At 73.4% G+C, this 16,222-nt stretch carries 13 protein-coding genes and 2 pseudogenes; 8 read left to right on the top strand and 7 right to left on the bottom strand.

Annotation, left to right across the window (positions count from 1 at the left end):
* Window positions 1–126: pseudogene (locus EBN88_RS32825) on the top strand (transglycosylase SLT domain-containing protein); the annotation flags it as partial.
* Window positions 127–396: 270 nt separating this feature from the next.
* Here EBN88_RS32825 and EBN88_RS21410 read toward each other — a convergent pair.
* Window positions 397–1,593 (bottom strand): ROK family transcriptional regulator, encoded by a 1,197-nt coding sequence (locus EBN88_RS21410; protein ID WP_122185538.1) that lies wholly within the window; start codon window positions 1,591–1,593, stop codon window positions 397–399.
* Between the two features lie 155 nt (window positions 1,594–1,748).
* On the opposite strand from EBN88_RS21410, the gene EBN88_RS21405 reads away from it, so the two are divergent.
* Window positions 1,749–3,161 carry an MGH1-like glycoside hydrolase domain-containing protein gene (locus tag EBN88_RS21405; protein ID WP_407703443.1) on the top strand — a complete coding sequence of 471 codons (1,413 nt, stop codon included), beginning with the start codon at window positions 1,749–1,751 and terminating at the stop codon, window positions 3,159–3,161.
* A 95-nt stretch (window positions 3,162–3,256) separates the two neighbouring features.
* Window positions 3,257–5,176 (top strand): amylo-alpha-1,6-glucosidase, encoded by a 1,920-nt coding sequence (locus EBN88_RS21400; RefSeq protein WP_122185540.1) that lies wholly within the window; start codon window positions 3,257–3,259, stop codon window positions 5,174–5,176.
* Between the two features lie 26 nt (window positions 5,177–5,202).
* Here EBN88_RS21400 and EBN88_RS21395 read toward each other — a convergent pair.
* The 4 genes and pseudogenes from EBN88_RS21395 to EBN88_RS21380 form a co-directional block, all read right to left on the bottom strand.
* Window positions 5,203–5,799 (bottom strand): annotated as a pseudogene (locus EBN88_RS21395) (DUF4291 domain-containing protein); the annotation flags it as partial.
* A gap of 72 nt (window positions 5,800–5,871) precedes the next feature.
* Window positions 5,872–6,486, bottom strand: a complete 615-nt coding sequence (locus tag EBN88_RS21390; protein WP_199742434.1) for a hypothetical protein — start codon at window positions 6,484–6,486, stop codon at window positions 5,872–5,874.
* On the bottom strand, window positions 6,479–7,624 hold the full coding sequence (gene dusB, locus EBN88_RS21385) for a tRNA dihydrouridine synthase DusB (protein WP_122185535.1): 1,146 nt from the start codon (window positions 7,622–7,624) through the stop codon (window positions 6,479–6,481). The genes EBN88_RS21390 and dusB overlap by 8 nt, the downstream gene beginning before the upstream one ends.
* A 153-nt stretch (window positions 7,625–7,777) precedes the next feature.
* Window positions 7,778–9,160 carry a glycine--tRNA ligase gene (locus EBN88_RS21380; RefSeq protein WP_122185534.1) on the bottom strand — a complete coding sequence of 461 codons (1,383 nt, stop codon included), beginning with the start codon at window positions 9,158–9,160 and terminating at the stop codon, window positions 7,778–7,780.
* Window positions 9,161–9,377: 217 nt separating this feature from the next.
* Between EBN88_RS21380 and EBN88_RS21375 the strand changes: the two genes are divergently transcribed.
* The 4 genes from EBN88_RS21375 to EBN88_RS21360 all read left to right on the top strand — a co-directional run bounded on the left by EBN88_RS21375 (window position 9,378) and on the right by EBN88_RS21360 (window position 12,829).
* On the top strand, window positions 9,378–10,451 hold the full coding sequence (locus EBN88_RS21375; RefSeq protein ID WP_122185533.1) for a metal ABC transporter substrate-binding protein: 1,074 nt from the start codon (window positions 9,378–9,380) through the stop codon (window positions 10,449–10,451).
* Window positions 10,452–10,560: 109 nt separating this feature from the next.
* On the top strand, window positions 10,561–11,337 hold the full coding sequence (locus EBN88_RS21370) for a metal ABC transporter ATP-binding protein (protein ID WP_122185532.1): 777 nt from the start codon (window positions 10,561–10,563) through the stop codon (window positions 11,335–11,337).
* Window positions 11,337–12,269, top strand: coding sequence for a metal ABC transporter permease (locus tag EBN88_RS21365; RefSeq protein ID WP_233580830.1), 933 nt, complete (start codon window positions 11,337–11,339; stop codon window positions 12,267–12,269). Before EBN88_RS21370 ends, EBN88_RS21365 begins: the two co-directional genes overlap by 1 nt.
* A gap of 128 nt (window positions 12,270–12,397) precedes the next feature.
* The gene (locus EBN88_RS21360; protein ID WP_122185531.1) at window positions 12,398–12,829 is read left to right on the top strand and encodes a Fur family transcriptional regulator; all 432 of its coding nucleotides are present in this window, start codon (window positions 12,398–12,400) and stop codon (window positions 12,827–12,829) included.
* 63 nt (window positions 12,830–12,892) lie between these two features.
* Here the strand turns inward: EBN88_RS21360 and EBN88_RS21355 are convergent, their stop codons facing one another.
* Both EBN88_RS21355 and recO read right to left on the bottom strand, forming a co-directional pair.
* A complete protein-coding gene (locus EBN88_RS21355; RefSeq protein ID WP_122185530.1) occupies window positions 12,893–13,735 on the bottom strand; it encodes an isoprenyl transferase in 843 nt (280 codons plus the stop codon).
* A gap of 153 nt (window positions 13,736–13,888) precedes the next feature.
* Entirely contained in the window at window positions 13,889–14,638 is a 750-nt protein-coding gene (gene recO, locus EBN88_RS21350; RefSeq protein WP_199742433.1) for a DNA repair protein RecO, read from the bottom strand.
* A gap of 146 nt (window positions 14,639–14,784) precedes the next feature.
* Between recO and EBN88_RS21340 the strand changes: the two genes are divergently transcribed.
* On the top strand, window positions 14,785–15,960 hold the full coding sequence (locus EBN88_RS21340; protein WP_122185528.1) for a PP2C family protein-serine/threonine phosphatase: 1,176 nt from the start codon (window positions 14,785–14,787) through the stop codon (window positions 15,958–15,960).
* The last annotated feature ends 262 nt before the right edge of the window (window positions 15,961–16,222 follow it).

The following is a 16,222-nucleotide window of genomic DNA, read 5'->3' as shown; positions in this document are numbered from 1 at the left end:
TTCGAGCAGTACCACGTCGACGGAACCAGCAAGAACATCTACGACCCCGTCGCCAACATCACCGCCGCCTGCAACTACGCCGCCGACCGCTACGGCTCCATGGACAACGTCGACAGCGCCTACTGACAGGCGGAGGCGGTCAACAGAAGAAGTACCGGGAACGTGGCCCGTCGCCCGTCCCAGCCCGCCGCCGGTGAGGGTTGGTATGTGGCGGCGGGCCACGACGTTCCCGTGCCGCGCGGGAGACGCGGCGCGGGCGGTGTCTGCCCTGACAGCGGGAGGCTACCCCGTTTTCCGCTCATCTGAGCGTCCGAGTCATCAGACGTGGCGGGCATCACGCGCACAAGCCGCGCGATCACGAGCAAACGGGAACAAGCTCCCCAGCCAACCCCGCGCTCAGACGAGTTCGTTGAGCCGCTGGTCCGCGCGGTCCGGCGCGTAGAGGGACTCGACGACCATGGCCGCAGCGCCCGTCAGGCCGGCGCGCTCGCCGAGGCGCGAGGTGACCACCTGGAGGTAGGCCGTGGTCCTGGGCATCGCCCGCTGGTAGAGGAGTTCCCGCACCCCGGTGAGGAACGAGGGGCCGGCGAGGTCCCCGGCGACCATCAGCACGCCCGGGTTGAGCAGGGTGACCACCGTCGCCAGCACGCCGCCGACCAGGCGGCCCGCCTCGCGCGCCAGGCGCACCGCGTCCGGCTGGCCGATGGTGAGTTGGTCGCGGACGCCGGAGCCGGATGTCGTCGGGATGCCGGCGGCCGTGAGCTGCTCGGCGATGGCCCGGCCGCTGGCCACGGCGGCGAGGCAGCCATAGGAGCCGCAGCGGCACAGCGCCCGGGGATGGTCGCTGAGCCGTATGTGGCCGATGTCACCGGCCGCGCCGTCGAAGCCCCGGTACATCTCGCCGTCCACCACCACGCCGGCGCCGATGCCGGTGGAGACCTTGACCAACAGGAACGCCGAGCAGTCCGGGAAGCCGTGGCGCTGCTCGGCGTAGGCCATGAGGTTGGCGTCGTTCTCGACCAGCACGGGTATCGCCGCGCCGGCCTCGCCCACCTGGGCCGCGAACGCCGCGCGCATCGTCTCCGCGATCGGGTGCCGGTCCCAGCCGGGCATCATCGGCGGCTGGACGACCTGCCCCAGTCCCGCGTCCACCGGCCCCGGGACGGCGAGACCTATGCCACACACCGCGTCTACGGAGACGCCCGCCTTCTCGACGAGCAACGCGAACCACTGGCCGAGCCGTTGGAGCACCTCCTGCGGCCCCTGGCTGATCAGCAGCGCGCCCGAGTGCTCGGCGAGCACGGTGCCGCCGAGGTCGAGGACGGCGGCGCGGGCGTGGCGGGTCTCCAGGTCGGCGCAGAGGACGACGGCGTGGGAGGTGTCGAAGTGCAGCCGGACGGCGGGCCGTCCACCGGTGGGCGCCTCCACGGGGTCGCCGGCGCGCTCCCTGACCCAGCCGGCGCGGAAGAGCTGGTCGAGCCGGCCGCCGACGGTGGATCGGGAGAGGCCGGTGACGCGTTGCAGCTCCCCCCGCGTGGTCGCGCGACCGGTACGGATCAGCCGCAGAAGGTGACCCGCGCTCGACTGGTTCATGCCCGCTGCCTTCCCCTGGGGCGGATATCTCACCCCCCGGAGCTTGTGAAGTAGATATTACAGCGGTACTTTTGCGTGTTAAGTAGACGTAACTCTACGGTACCTTCGACAAAACACCGCGTGCCGTCGTGCCCCCGACGCCGGCGCCACCGTCCATCGGAGATCACGTGGATCGCGCTGACCAGTCCACCAGCCCTCACACAACCGCATACAACGGAGCGCGCCGCGTACTCACGGGGAACTGGGTGGGCGCCTCCACCGTTCCGTCGCGCTCGCTCTATCCGCACCAGTGGAGTTGGGACTCCGCCTTCGTCGCGATCGGGCTCCGGCACCTCTGGCCGCTGCGCGCGCAGCGCGAGCTGGAGACGCTGCTGGCCGCGCAGTGGCAGGACGGGCGGGTGCCGCACATCGTCTTCAACCCCTCGGTGCCGCTGGCCGCGTACTTCCCGAGCCCCGACTTCTGGCGCTCCTCCTCGGAGGGCGCCGGCTGCGGCGCGCCGGCCGGGACGGAGACCTCCGGGCTCGTCCAGCCGCCGGTGCACGCGGTGGCCGCCTGGCTGACGCACCGCGCCGACCCGGCCGCCTCGCACCAACGCGGGTTCCTGCGGCGGGTCTACCCACGCCTCGTCGCCTGGCAGCGCTATCTGACCGGCGCCCGCGACCTGGGCGGGCACGGGCTGGCGTCGATCGTCCACCCCTGGGAGTCGGGGATGGACAACAGCCCGTGCTGGGACCCGCCGTTGTCCCGGATCGACCCCGTCGGCAGCGACACGTTCCACCGCGCCGACCTGCACCACAGCCGGCCCGCCGACCGCCCGACCGACCTGGACTACGGCCGCTACGTTCGGCTGGCGGAGAACTACCGCGACCACGGGTACCGGGACCGGGACTGCGGCCACCCGTTCGCCGTGGAGGACCCTGCGGTCAACGCGCTGCTGATCCTCTCCGAGCACGCCCTCGCGGAGATCGCCGGCGCGCTGGGGCTCGACCCGAGCGATCATCTGGTGCGCGCCGAGGAGTTGACGACCGCGCTGGTCAAGCGGCTGTGGCACGCGGAGTCCGGACAGTTCCTCGCGCACGACGTGATCGCCGACGAGCCCATCGCCGAGCACAGCGCGGCGGGGCTGATCCCGCTGGTGCTCCCCGGGCTGCCGGAGGAGACGGTGCGCGCCCTGGTCGCGACGGCCACCGGCCCGCGCTTCGGCCTCGGCGTCAGCACCCGGATGGTGCCCAGCTACGACCTGACCGGCCACGCCTTCGACCCGGCCCGCTACTGGCGCGGCCCGGCCTGGTTCAACGTGAACTGGCTGGTCGAACGCGGCCTGCGGCGCCACGGCGAGCTGGCGCTGGCCAACGAGCTGCGCGCCAACCTGACGCATCTGGCGGCCACTTCGCGGTACGCCGAGTACGTCGACCCGGTCACGGGCGAGGCGCGCGGCACCCGCGACTTCAGCTGGACGGCCGCCGTCACCATCGACCTGCTGGCCGAGCCGCCCCTGACGGCCGGCGGCCTGCTGCCCGCGCCGCACCACGACGAGCAGCGGCTCGTTCCCGTTCCCGTCGACTGAACGCCGGCCGCCCGGCCGCCCACGCGCGCCCCCGCGCGCCCCGCGAAGTTCGGCCAACTTCATCCAAGTTCATAAGGACCAAAGGAGTCGCGGTGATCCCGACGCACCACTGTCTGCTCGTCCAGGACGGCACGTTCGCCGCCGTCGGCGAGGGCGGTGACATCACCGGCGAGCGGGGCGCGAGCCCCGACGGGCTGTTCGCGCGTGACGCCAGGCACCTCAGCCGCTGGCAGCTCACCGTGGACGGCGCCGCCCCGACCGTGCTGGTGCCGACGCCGACCGGCCCCACCGGCGCGGCCCCGGCCCGCGCCACCGCCGTGCTCACCCAGCCGGCCGGCCGCACGGACACGCCCGCGCTGACCCTCTTCCGCGAACAGACCGTGCGCGAAGCGGAGTTGACGGACCACATCCGGATCAGGGGCAACGGCTCCCGGCCGGTCACCGTGCTGCTGGCGCTGACCGTGGACGCCGACTTCGCCGACCAGTTCGAGCTGCGTGACGACCACCGCTGGTACCAGAAGCCGCACGCCGTGCGCACCCGTCAGAAGCTCGACGACGGCGTGGAGTTCGGCTACCGGCGGCGCGAGTGGCACTCCCGGACGGTGGTGACCGCCGCGCCAGCGCCCGACGCCGTGGAGGAGACCGGCAGCGGCGCGCGCCGGCTGTGCTGGCGGATCGAGCTGCCGCCGCACGGCAGCACCACGCTGCGGCTGCGCGTCACGGCGCACCCGCACGGCGCGGCCGAGCCGGCCGGCGAGGCGCCGGAGCCGCGTCGCGTCCCGTTCGGCGAGGGCGCGTTGGGGCGGGCCTGCGCCCAGGGCGACGCCGACCTGGCCGCGCTGCGACTGGCGGCCACCGGGCCCGAGGGCGAGGCGCTGCGGGTGCCGGCGGCGGGGGTGCCGTGGTTCCTGACGCTGCTGGGCCGCCACGCGTTGATCACCTCGCTGCTGACCCTGGACAGCCACCCCGAGCTGGGCCACGACACCCTGCTGGCGCTGGCGGCGACCCAGGCCACGGACGAGGCGCCGGAACGTATCGCCCAGCCCGGCAAGATCGTGCACGAGGTCCGCCACGGCGAACTGGCGCACTTCCAACAGGTCCCCTACGCCCGGTACTTCGGCTCCGTGGACGCCACGCCGCTGTTCCTGGTGCTGCTGGGCGCGCACGCCGAGCGGACCGGCGACGACAAGCTGGCGCACCGCCTGGAGCGGCACGCGCGGGCCGCCGTCTCCTGGATGTTCGACCACGGGGGCCTGGCCGAGCACGGCTATCTGCGCTACCGCGCCGACGAGGGCGGGCTGGCCAACCAGAGCTGGAAGGACTCCCCCGACGCGATCTGCTTCCCCGACGGCACCCCGGCGCGCGGCGCCATCGTGGCGGCGGCGCCCCAGGGCTACGCCTACGCCGCGCTGCGCCACGCCGCCGAACTGGCCGGCTCCGTCTGGGCCGACCCGGCCTGGGCCGAGCGACTCGCCGACGCCGCCGACGCGTTGCGAGAACGTTTTCTGGCCGACTTCTGGCTGCCCGAGGCCGGGTTCACCGCCCTGGCCCTCGACGGCGAGGGCCGCCGCGTGCCGACGCTCGGCTCGGACGCCGGGCATCTGCTGTGGACCGGCATCCTGGACGCGGCGCGGGCCGAGGCGGTCGGGGAACGGCTGCTGTCGCCCGCGTTCTTCTCCGGCTGGGGCGTCCGCACGCTGGCCACCGGCCAGGACGCCTACCACCCGCTGGCCTACCACCGGGGCGCGGTCTGGCCGCACGACAGCGCGATCGCCGCGCTCGGGCTGGCCCGGCACGGCCAGCACCAGCGGGCCCGCACGCTGGCCGAGGGGCTGCTGGCCCTGGCCGCCGCCCACGACTACCGGATGCCGGAGGTCATCACGGGACACGGCAGCGACGACCACCCGGCGCCCGTGCCCTACCCCCACGCCTGCTCCCCGCAGTCCTGGGCGGCGGCCACCCCGTTCGCCCTCCGCGAGGCCCTGGCCGGGCTGGCCACCGACGCCGAGGTGTGAGCGGCTGAGCCGCCGGCGGCAGCCGGCGGCGTCAGGTGGGACAGGTCCAACTCCGCGACGGGATACGGACGTTCGGGCGGCAGCAGCGCGGCGGCCCGGTCGAGGTCCCCGGCGCGGACCAGGGCGTGGACCTCGTGGGCGAGCGGGGTGACGTCACGGATGCCGACGATCCACTCGTCGGCGTAACGCGCCACCGCCTCGCCCGCCAGGCCGAGTTGGAGGGAACGGTGGCCCAACGGGCGCAGCCGCAGATCGCGTTCGGGGTCCCACTGGACGCGGGTCGGGGCCGCGCGCAGGGCGGCCCGCCAGGCGTCGCGGTCCGCGTGGACGGCCGGGTCGAAGTGGGAGAGCGCGGCGTGGCGCAGCGCCCAGGCGAGGCCGGCGCGGCTCATCTCGACGGCCAGCACCGTCTCCTGGCCCGGCTTGGTGCCCCAGCCACAGCGGTACATCATCCACCGGAAGGACGGCTTGATCCAGGTCATCCGGTCCCGCTTCCACCCGCCCGGAAACCGCCCGTCGCGGGCGGCCGGCAGGCCGATGCCCGGCCCGTAGGCCTGGTAGACGGTGACGGTCTCCTCGGTGTACACCGCGCGAATCTCCCGCGTGGGAACGGTCGTTGACATGCCGTGGATGCTCCCGCGCGCGCCCGGCCCCCGGCAACGCCTTTCCGCCGCAGGCCCCGGCTCACGCGCCACCTACGCGGCGGCGCGTGGCAGCCCGAAGTGGTCGACGGCGCGCCGGGCGACCTCGCCCGGGGCGAGGTGGGTGTTGTCGATCCGCAGATACGCGGGGCAACCGTCGAACTCCTCGCGGGAGTTGAGCCGGTGCGCGGCGTCCGCCTCCAGCAGGTGCCGCCGCGACCAGGCCAGGTCGCGCTTGGACGGCTTCGCCGCGAGGCGGTCGGCTCCGGAGTTCCTGCGGAGCCGCTCGTCGAGGTCCGCCTCCAGTTCGAGGAGGAGCACCCGCCCGCCCCGCCGTTCGAAGGGCTCCGCGTACTCCCGCACCAGGCGCTCGTCCCCCAGGTCGTCGAAGTCCCAGACATAGGTGAACACCAGGCCCGGCAGCTCGCTCGCCGCGACCTCCTCGACCAGCCGCCGCCTGAAGCCGCCCACCAGCCGCTGGAACGGCGGCGAGCCGAACGCGAAGAACGGCAGGACCGGCTCGATGGTGAGGTGGTTGTGCAGCACCGGCATCCCGGTCAGCCGAGTGATCTCGTTCCCCACCGTCATCTTCCCGACCGCCGGCGGCCCCACCACGAACAGCAGGGTGGGGACCCGCTGCCGGTCCGGCGAGACAGAACACCTAGCCACCCGAGGTGGCCAGTTCCGCGTCCGCGCCGATCGTGGCGACCGCGTTCGGGTCGTCGAGCCAGCCGTCGGGGAGGGTGACCCGGTTGCGGCCCGAGGTGCGGCCCCTGGGGCCGTCCGCGCCGGCCGGCCAGGGCTGGTCGAGGTCCAACCGGTCGAGCAGCGAGGCCAGTTCGTCGAGCGAGCCGGCGACGGCCAGCGCCCGCCGCAGGTCGGAGCCGACCGTGAAGCCCTTGGTGTACCAGGCGACATGCTTGCGGAAGTCGATCACCCCGCGCGCCTCGTCCTCCTGCCACTCGCCCAACAGCCGGGCGTGCCGCAGCATCACCTCGGCCACCTCGCGCAACGAGGGGCGCGCATAGGTCGGTTGGCGCCCCGTCGTCAGCGCGTCGAACGCCGCGACCAGGTCGGCGAAGAGCCAGGGCCGGCCCAGGCAGCCGCGCCCGACGACCACCCCGTCGCAGCCGGTCTCCCGCACCATCCGCACCGCGTCGTCCGCCGACCAGATGTCCCCGTTGCCCAGCACCGGGATCTCGGGCACGGCCTCCCTGAGCCGGGCGATCGCGGACCAGTCGGCCTGGCCGCCGTAGTGCTGGGCGGCGGTGCGGCCGTGCAGCGCGATGGCGGTGACGCCCTCGTCCACCGCGATCCGGCCGGCGTCGAGATACGTCAGGTGGTCGTCGTCGATGCCCTTGCGCATCTTCATGGTGACCGGCAGCCCGCCCGCGTTGCCGACGGCGGCGCGCAGGATGGCGCGCAGCAGCGGCCGCTTGTACGGCAGCGCGGAGCCGCCGCCCCTGCGGGTCACCTTGGGAACGGGGCAGCCGAAGTTGAGGTCGATGTGGTCGGCCAGGTCCTCGTCGGCGATCATGCGGACGGCGCGGCCCACCGTCTCGGGGTCGACCCCGTAGAGCTGGATCGAACGCGGCCTCTCGGTCGCGTCGAAGTGCACCAGCCGCATGGTCTTGGCGTTGCGCTCCACCAGCGCCCTGGTGGTGATCATCTCGCTGACGAACAGGCCGCGCCCGCCGGAGAACTCGCGGCAGAGCGTGCGGAACGGCGCGTTGGTGATCCCGGCCATGGGCGCCAGCACCACGGGCGGGTCCACCGCGTGCGGGCCTATCCGGAGCGGCTGGGACATCGGGCGTTCCTCACTGGGACGATCTCGGGTGGTGCCGGTCGTGGGGGCCGGGCCCCCCGGGGGGCCCGCCCCCCCCCCCCCGGGGGGGGGGGGGGGGGGGGGGGGCCGCGGGGGGGGCCCCCCCCCCCACGACCACGGGCGGTGCCGTGGGGTTCAGCAGCCGACCAGGCGGGCGGCGAGGTAGCCCTCCACCTGGTCGAGGGAGACCCGCTCCTGCTTCATGCTGTCCCGCTCGCGGACGGTGACCGCGTTGTCCTCCAGGGTGTCGAAGTCGATGGTCACGCAGAACGGCGTGCCGATCTCGTCCTGGCGGCGGTAGCGGCGGCCGATGGCGCCGGCGTCGTCGAACTCGATGTTCCAGTCGCGGCGCAGCGCGGTGGCCAACTCCTTGGCCTTGGGGGACAGTTGCGGGTTGCGGGAGAGCGGCAGCACGGCGACCTTCACCGGGGCCAGCCTCGGGTCGAAGCGCATCACGACGCGCTTCTCCATCTTGCCCTTGGCGTTGGGGGCCTCGTCCTCCCAGTAGGCGTCGAGCATGAACGCCAGCATGGTGCGGCCCACGCCGGCCGCCGGCTCGATGACGTAGGGGGTCCAGCGCTCGCCGGCCTCCTGGTCGAAGTAGCTGAGGTCCTGGCCCGACGCCTTGGCGTGCGCGCCGAGGTCGTAGTCAGTGCGGTTGGCGACGCCCTCCAGCTCACCCCACTCGGAGCCGGCGAACCGGAAGCGGTACTCGATGTCGGCGGTCCGCTTGGAGTAGTGGGAGAGCTTCTCCTTGGGGTGCTCGAACCAGCGCATGTTCTCCTCGGTGAGGCCGAGGTCGCGGTACCAGTTCCAGCGCTGCTCCATCCAGTAGACGTGCCACTGCTCGTCCTCGCCCGGCTTGACGAAGAACTCCATCTCCATCTGCTCGAACTCGCGGGTGCGGAAGATGAAGTTGCCCGGCGTGATCTCGTTCCGGAAGGACTTGCCCATCTGCGCGATGCCGAACGGCGGCTTGCGGCGCGAGGTCTGCTGGACGGCGGCGAAGTTGGTGAAGATGCCCTGCGCGGTCTCCGGCCGGAGATAGGCCACGGAGGCCGAGTCCTGGGCCGGGCCGAGGTGGGTGGCGAGCAGCCCGGAGAACTGCTTGGGCTCGGTGAACGCGCCCTTGTTGCCGCAGTTGGGGCAGTTCACGTCGGCCAGGCCCTGCGCGGGCAGGTGCCCGTGCTTGGCCTCGTACGCCTCCTCCAGGTGGTCGGCCCGGAACCGCTTGTGACACGAGGTGCACTCGGTGAGCGGATCGGTGAAGGTGGCGACATGGCCCGAAGCCTCCCAGACCTCGGTGGCCAGGATGACCGAGGAGTCGATCCCCACCACGTCGTCGCGCGAGGTCACCATGGCCCGCCACCACTGGCGCTTGATGTTCTCCTTCAACTCGACGCCCAGAGGGCCGTAGTCCCAGGCGGCGCGCTGTCCGCCGTAGATCTCACTGCTGGGGTAGACGAAGCCACGGCGCTTGCTGAGGCTGACGATAGTGTCGATCTTGTCGGCGGCCACGGTGCTCTCTTCAGGACGAGGGGAGACAGGGAATTGCCTCAGGTTACCGGCGCCTCCCAGGGCGGCGGCAAATCGGTTGCCGGGTACCGGCCGTCGGGGCATTCCGGGGGTGCTTGGGGGCGCTTGGGGAACATCGCGCGGAAGTTCCGTTTCGCACGGAGATCACTTTCGTTCACCCACATGACCCATTTGACAACCGTTTCCATCTAACTTGAAAATGGCTGTCATGACCGGACGACGCCGCTCGCGCACCCGAATAGCCATCGCCGCCCTCGCCGCCTCCAGCCTGCTGGGGCTGACCGGCTGCGGCCTCCTCGACGACGAGAACGGCGGGGGTGACGGGGGCGGCGACTCGTCCGACGGCACCCTGGACGTGGTCGCCTCCTTCTATCCCATGGCCTATCTCGCCGAGCGGATCGGCGGCGAGCACGTCTCCGTCACCACCCTCACCGAGCCCGGCGTCGAGCCGCACGACCTGGACATCTCCCCGCAGCAGACCGCCGCCGTCGCGGACGCCGAGGTCGTCGTCTACCTCAGGGGCCTCCAGCCCGCCGTGGACGAGACCGTGGAGCAGTCGGCCACCGGCGAGGTCGCCGACGCGACCCACTTCACCTCCCTGGAGAGCCACGAGCCGGCGGACGAGCACGAGGACCACGCCGAGGACCACGGGGAGGAGGGCGAGGAGGGCCACGACCACGGCGAGGAGTCCGGCGAGGAGTCCGGCGAGGAGGGGCACGACCACGAGCACGAGCACAGCCACGACATCGACGGCCTCGACCCGCACCTGTGGCTGGACCCGGTGAAGTACGCGCAGATCGCCGAGGGCGTGGGCGCGGCCCTGACCAACGCCGACCCGGACAACATGGCCGACTACGAGCGGAACACCGCCGCTCTGGTCGAGGAACTGCGGGCGCTGGACGAGGAGTTCGCCGAGGGCCTCGCCGAGGTCGAGGGCGGCACGTTCATCACCACGCACTCCGCGTTCGGCTATCTCGCGGCCCGCTACGGGCTCCACGAGGAGTCGATCACCGGACTCGACCCGGAGTCCGAGCCCAGCGGGGCGCGGATGCGGGAGCTGCGCGAGATCGCCGAGCGGGACGGGGTGACCACGGTCTTCTTCGAGACCCTGGTCAGCGACGAGACCGCCCGCACCCTCGCGGACGACCTGGGCCTGGAGACGGCGGTGCTCGACCCGCTGGAGGGAATCACCGAGGACTCCCCCGGCGCTGACTATCCCGAGGTCATGCGCGCCAACCTCGCCGCCCTCCGGGAGGCGCTCGGCGCCGCCTGACCCTGCCGACGGCCGCCCCCGGGCGGGGACGGCCGCCATCCCCCATCGTGAGAAGCACACCGCAGGTGACAGGCACATCGCGGGAAAGCAAGGAAGCCGAGGCGAGACCATGGAGCGCGAGGCCGGACCCGAGCCCGTCACAGAGCTGGACGAGGTGACCGCCGAGCTGGGCGGTCGGACCGTGCTGCGCGGTGTCAGCCTGACGGTCGGGCGCGGCGAGGTGGTGGCGCTGCTGGGCGCCAACGGCTCGGGCAAGTCCACCGTCGTGCGGGCCGTCGTCGGGCAGGTGCCCGTCACCGGCGGCGGGCTGCGGCTCTTCGGCCATCCGGTGCGGAGCTTCGGGGACTGGTCGCGGGTCGGCTACGTTCCGCAGCGCTCCACGGCGGCCGGCGGCGTTCCGGCCACCGTGCGGGAGGTGGTGGCGGCCGGGCGGCTGGCGCGGCGGCGGCTGCGCCCGCTGCGGCGGGCCGACCGGGCCGCCGTGGACCGGGCGATCGAACGGGTGGGGCTCGCCGAACGGGCCGGGGAGCCGGTGGACGCGCTCTCCGGCGGGCAGCACCAGCGGGTGCTGATCGCGAGGGCGCTGACCGCCGAGCCCGAGCTGTTGATCATGGACGAGCCGCTGGCCGGCGTCGACCTCGACAGCCAGCGGGTGCTTGCCGAGACCCTGCGTACGCAGGTCGAGGGCGGGGCGTCGGTGCTGCTGGTGCTGCACGAACTGGGGCCGCTGGCGCCGTTGATCGACCGGGCGGTGGTGCTCGGCCACGGGCGGGTCGAGCGCACCGTGGACCGGCCGGCGCTGCTGCCGGAGGGCAGCCACCCGTGCCACCCGGCGGACGAGCTGGAGCCCTCGGCCGAACCCACCCTCCAGACCGGAGTCCTGTGATGAGCGGCACCACCATGACCAGCACGCTCGCCAGCTCGGGCGTCCTCGAACTCCTCGACTACCCCTTCATGCGACGGGCGCTGCTGTCCGCGCTGTTGATCGGCCTGGCGGCGCCGGCCGTCGGGATCTATCTGGTGCAGCGGCGGCAGGCGCTGCTCGGCGACGGCATCGGGCATGTCGCGCTGACCGGCGTCGCGCTGGGCTTCCTGCTGAACGCGAACCCGGTGTGGATGGCGGTCGCCGTCTCGACGGTGGGCGCGGTGGCCATGGAGCTGCTGCGCTCCTCGGGCCGGGCGCGGGGCGACGTGGCGCTGGCGATGCTCTTCTACGGCGGCATGGCGGGCGGCGTGATGATCGTCAACCTGGCGCCGGGCGGCTCGACGGCCAACCTGACCTCGTTCCTGTGGGGCTCGGTCACCACGGTCTCGCCGGACGACATTGTCGCGATCATGCTGCTCTCGGCGCTGGTGCTGCTGGTCACGCTCGGCCTGCGGCGGCAGCTGTTCGCGGTCTGCCAGGACGAGGAGTTCGCCCGGGTCACCGGGCTGCCGGTGCGGGCGCTCAACCTGCTGCTGGCGGTGACGGCGGCGGCCACGGTCACGGTGGCGATGCGGGTGGTGGGGCTGCTGCTGGTGAGCGCGCTGATGGTGATCCCGGTGGTGGCGGCGCAGCAGGTCAGCCGGGGCTTCGCGACGACGCTGGCGCTGGCGGTGACGTTCGGCGTGGTGGTCTCGCTGGCCGGGACGACCACCTCGTACTACGCGGACGTGCCGCCGGGCGCGACGATCGTGCTGCTCGCGATCGGGCTGTTCGCCGTGGTCTCGCTGCTGGCGCTGCCGCTGGCCAGACGCCGGGCGCGGCGGGGCGGCGGAGGTCGCGGGGGCGCTGCGACGAAGCGGCCGGCGGAACCCGTGCCGGCTGGGCGTCCTTAGCCGGTCGGCGAGGGGCTACCCTGGGCCGGCAGGGGATGCGCGGGCTCGCGGAGCGGCGCGAGTGCGAGATGGCGCGAGGAAGTGCGAGCGCCCTGAAGGCCCCTGAGGAACACGGCAGGGAGGTACCCGTGGGGACGGCAGAACCGCCGGTTCGCGGACGTTCGACCCGGCAGCGCGCGGCGGTGGCCGCCGCGCTCGCCGACGTCGACGAGTTCCGCAGCGCGCAGGAGCTGCACGACATGCTCAAGCACCGGGGGGACTCCGTCGGGCTGACCACCGTCTACCGCACCCTCCAGTCGCTCGCCGAGGCGGGCGAGGTGGACGTGCTGCGCACCAACGAGGGCGAGGCCGTCTACCGCAGGTGCAGCACCGGGGACCATCACCACCACCTGGTCTGCCGCTCCTGCGGCAAGGCCGTCGAGGTGGAGGGGCCGGCCGTGGAGCGCTGGGCGGACGCGATCGCCCGCGAGCACGGCTTCGTGGACGTGGACCACACGCTGGAGGTCTTCGGCACCTGCGACGACTGCGCGGGCGGACACCGCGACGGCGGGACGCCGTAACGGCGGGACACCGACGTGGAGTCGGCGCCACGCCCGTCGCGTGTTCAGCGGGGCTGACGGCTGTCAGCGGGGCTGGTGCGTGTGCGTGCCGCCGGTGGCGTGGGCCTCGTTGGGGATCGCGCCGCCGAAGCGGCGGTCGCGGGAGGCGTACTCCACACAGGCCTGCCACAGGTTGCGGCGGTCGAAGTCGGGCCACAGGACGTCCTGGTAGACCATCTCCGCGTAGGCGCTCTGCCAGATCAGGTAGTTGGACGTCCGCTGCTCGCCCGAGGGGCGGAGGAAGAGGTCCACGTCCGGCATGTCCGGGTGGTACAGGTAGCGCGCGACGGTCTTCTCGTTGATCCGCTCCGGGTTGAGCCGCCCCTCCCGCACGTCCCGGGCGAGCCGGGTGGTGGCGTCCACGATCTCCGCGCGGCCGCCGTAGTTGACGCACATGTAGAGCGTCATCGCGTCGTTGTCGCGGGTGACGTCCTCGGCGTGCTTCAGCTGGTTGACCACGGACTTCCACAGCCTGGGCTCGCGGCCGGCCCAACGGACCCGCACGCCCAGCTCCTTGAGCTGCACGGTGCGTCGGGCGATCACGTCCCGGTTGAACTCCATCAGGAAACGCACCTCGTCGGGCGAACGCTTCCAGTTCTCGGTCGAAAAGGCGTACAGCGAGAGGTTCTTGACGCCCAGCTCCAGACAGCCGGCCACCACGTCGAGCACCACGGACTCGCCGATCTTGTGCCCCTCGGTGCGCGGCAGCCCGCGCTCCTTGGCCCAGCGGCCGTTGCCGTCCATGACGATCGCCACATGGCGCGGGATCAGCTCGGACGGCAGCCGGGGCGGGCGGGCCCCGCTCGGGTGGGGGTCGGGGGCGCGATAGTCGCGACGCTGCCGGGACAGTATTCCGCGGCGGCTCATGGGGCACTCCAGTGGTCGGACGGTCCTGTCGGGAGCGTATCCCCTCCCGCGCCGCCCGATCGAACCCGGCGAGGGGCCGTCACGCCCCCGGCGCGAACCCGGCGCGAACCCGGCGCGAGGCCCGCGCCCCGGCGCGGGCGCGCCGGCCCCCGTTCACGCCTTGTGGACGAACCGCAGGGAACGCAGGCCCCGTTCGAGGTGCCAGTGCAGATAGGCGGAGACCAGTCCGCTGCCCTCCCTGACGTGGCGGGCCTCGGCCGCGTCGGCGGTCTCCCAGTCCCCGGTGAGCAGCGCGCCCAGCAACAGCAGGGCCTCGGGCGAGGGCACCACGCTGCCGGGCACCCGGCAGTCCACGCATATCGAGCCGCCGGCGGCCACCGAGAAGAACCGGTTGGGCCCCGGCAGCCCGCACCGCGCGCAGTCGGCGAAGCTGGGCGCGTAGCCGCCGACCGCCAACGAGCGCAGCAGGAAGGCGTCCAGCACGAGCCCCGGCGCGTGCTCCCCGGCGGCCAGGGTCCGCAGTCCGCCGACCAGCAAGAGGTACTGCTGGACGTTGGGCTCGCCCTCGTGGTCGGTGAACCGTTCCGCCGTCTCCAGCATCGCGGTACCGGCGGTGTAGCGGGCGTAGTCGGCGACGATGGAGCGGCCGTAGGGGGCGATCGACTCGGTCTGGGTGCACAGCGGCAGGCCGCGCCCGACCAGCGCGCTGCCCCGGGCGAAGAACTGCACGTCGACATGGCTGAACGGTTCGAGCCGCGCGCCGAACTTGGACTTGGTCCTGCGCACCCCGCGCGCCACCGCCCGCACCCGGCCGTGCCCCCGGGTGAGCAGGGTGATGATCCGGTCTGCCTCGCCCAGCTTCTGGGTGCGCAGCACGATGCCGTCGTCGCGGAACAGGCTCATGCCGCCCATTGTCGCGCGGCGCGGCGGGGACTCCGGGGGCCGGGCGGCGGGGGACTTCGGGGGGCCGGGCGGCGGGGGCGGGGGCCGGGGCCCGTTCAGCGGACGTCGGCCGCGCGGCGGGGCCGCGCTTCGGCGATGGTGAGAGGGTGAACCGCCGCCTCGTCCGGGCCCGCCCGCGCAGCGAGCGGGCGACGGAGTCCGACGTTCCCGCGCTGGAACCGCCGATCACGGTGGGGCGCTGGAACGTCTCCTGGATTCTGCCCGCGTTGCTGCTGGTCGCCGTGGTGGTGGTCGACTGGAACGCGTCCGAGCACCTGCGGATCGTCACCTGGATCGGGCTGGTGCCGGTGTTCGCGGCCGTGACGTGCGGGCTGTGGACCACGGTCGGCTTCGGGGTGGCGACCCTGGTGATGGTGGGGCTGCTGGAATGGTCGCTGAACCACCGCTATGCGATCGGCCTCAGCGACCTGCTGCTCGTCGTCACGGCGTGCGTGCTCTCGGTGCTCGCCTCCGGGCTGCGGGTGCGGGCCTACCGCCAGGTGCGGCAGTTGGAGGACGCGGCGCAGGCCACCCGGCTCGCGGTGCTGCGGCCCATCCCGGCGCGGATCGGCGGGGTCGAGACGGCCAACGTCTATCTGGCGGCCGAGCGCGCGGCCAAGGTCGGCGGGGACTTCTTCGACGTGCAGCCGACCCCGCACGGCGCCCGGGTGCTGCTGGGCGACGTGCAGGGCAAGGGCACCAGCGCGGTGGACGCGGCGGCGGCGCTGCTGAGCGCCTTCCGCGAGTCCGCCTACTACGAGGCGGACCTGGCGGTGGTGGCCGGGCGGCTGGAGAGCCGGATGCGGCGGCAGAACCACTATGTCTCGCTGCTCGGCGAGCGCGGCGAACGGTTCGCCACGGCGGTCCTGGTGGGGCTGCCCGTCGAGGACCGGGGATGGCTGGAGATGGTCAACTTCGGCCATGCCGCGCCGCTGGCGATCACCCGGGAGCGGGTCTGGGAACTCCCGGAGGGGGAAGGGGCGCCGCTGGGCCTGACGGAGCTGACGGGCGCGCTGCCGCCGGTGCGGCGGGTGGCGTTCCCGGCGGAGGCCAGCCTGCTGCTCTACACGGACGGGGTCAGCGAGGCGAGGGACCGGCGCGGCCGGTTCCTCTCGGTGATCGACGAGTTTCGGGGGGCCTCGGACACCGCTCCGCAGGCGCTGGTGGCGCGGTTGGAGGATGCGGTGCTGCGGCACGCCGGCGGCAGGCTCACCGACGACACGGCGATCCTCGCGGTGCGCCGGGACCCCGACCCGCCGCCCGAGGGCCTGGCGCTGGAGTGACCAACGGCCGTCGCCCGCCGGGACGTCGCCCGCCCCCGCCCACGGCGGGGCCGCGCCGTGGGCGGGGGGCGGGGCCGCGCCGTCTCGGAGCCGGGGCCGCGCGGTCTCAAAGCCGGGGCGGCGCCGTCGGCGGCGCCGTCTCGGAGCCGGGGCCGCGCATCCGAGAAGCGGCCGCGCCGCTCGCCTGCCGCCCGTGGCGAGAGAACTACCCGGGGTGATGAGCCGGTGGGTGGGGCGGCTACGCTCCTGGCCATGTCAGCTG

Source organism: Streptomyces triticirhizae (genome assembly GCF_003696235.1).
Taxonomy (GTDB): Bacteria; Actinomycetota; Actinomycetes; order Streptomycetales; family Streptomycetaceae; genus Streptomyces; species Streptomyces triticirhizae.
Note: the sequence above shows the minus strand (reverse complement) of the source record. Positions and strands in the feature narration are given on the sequence as shown.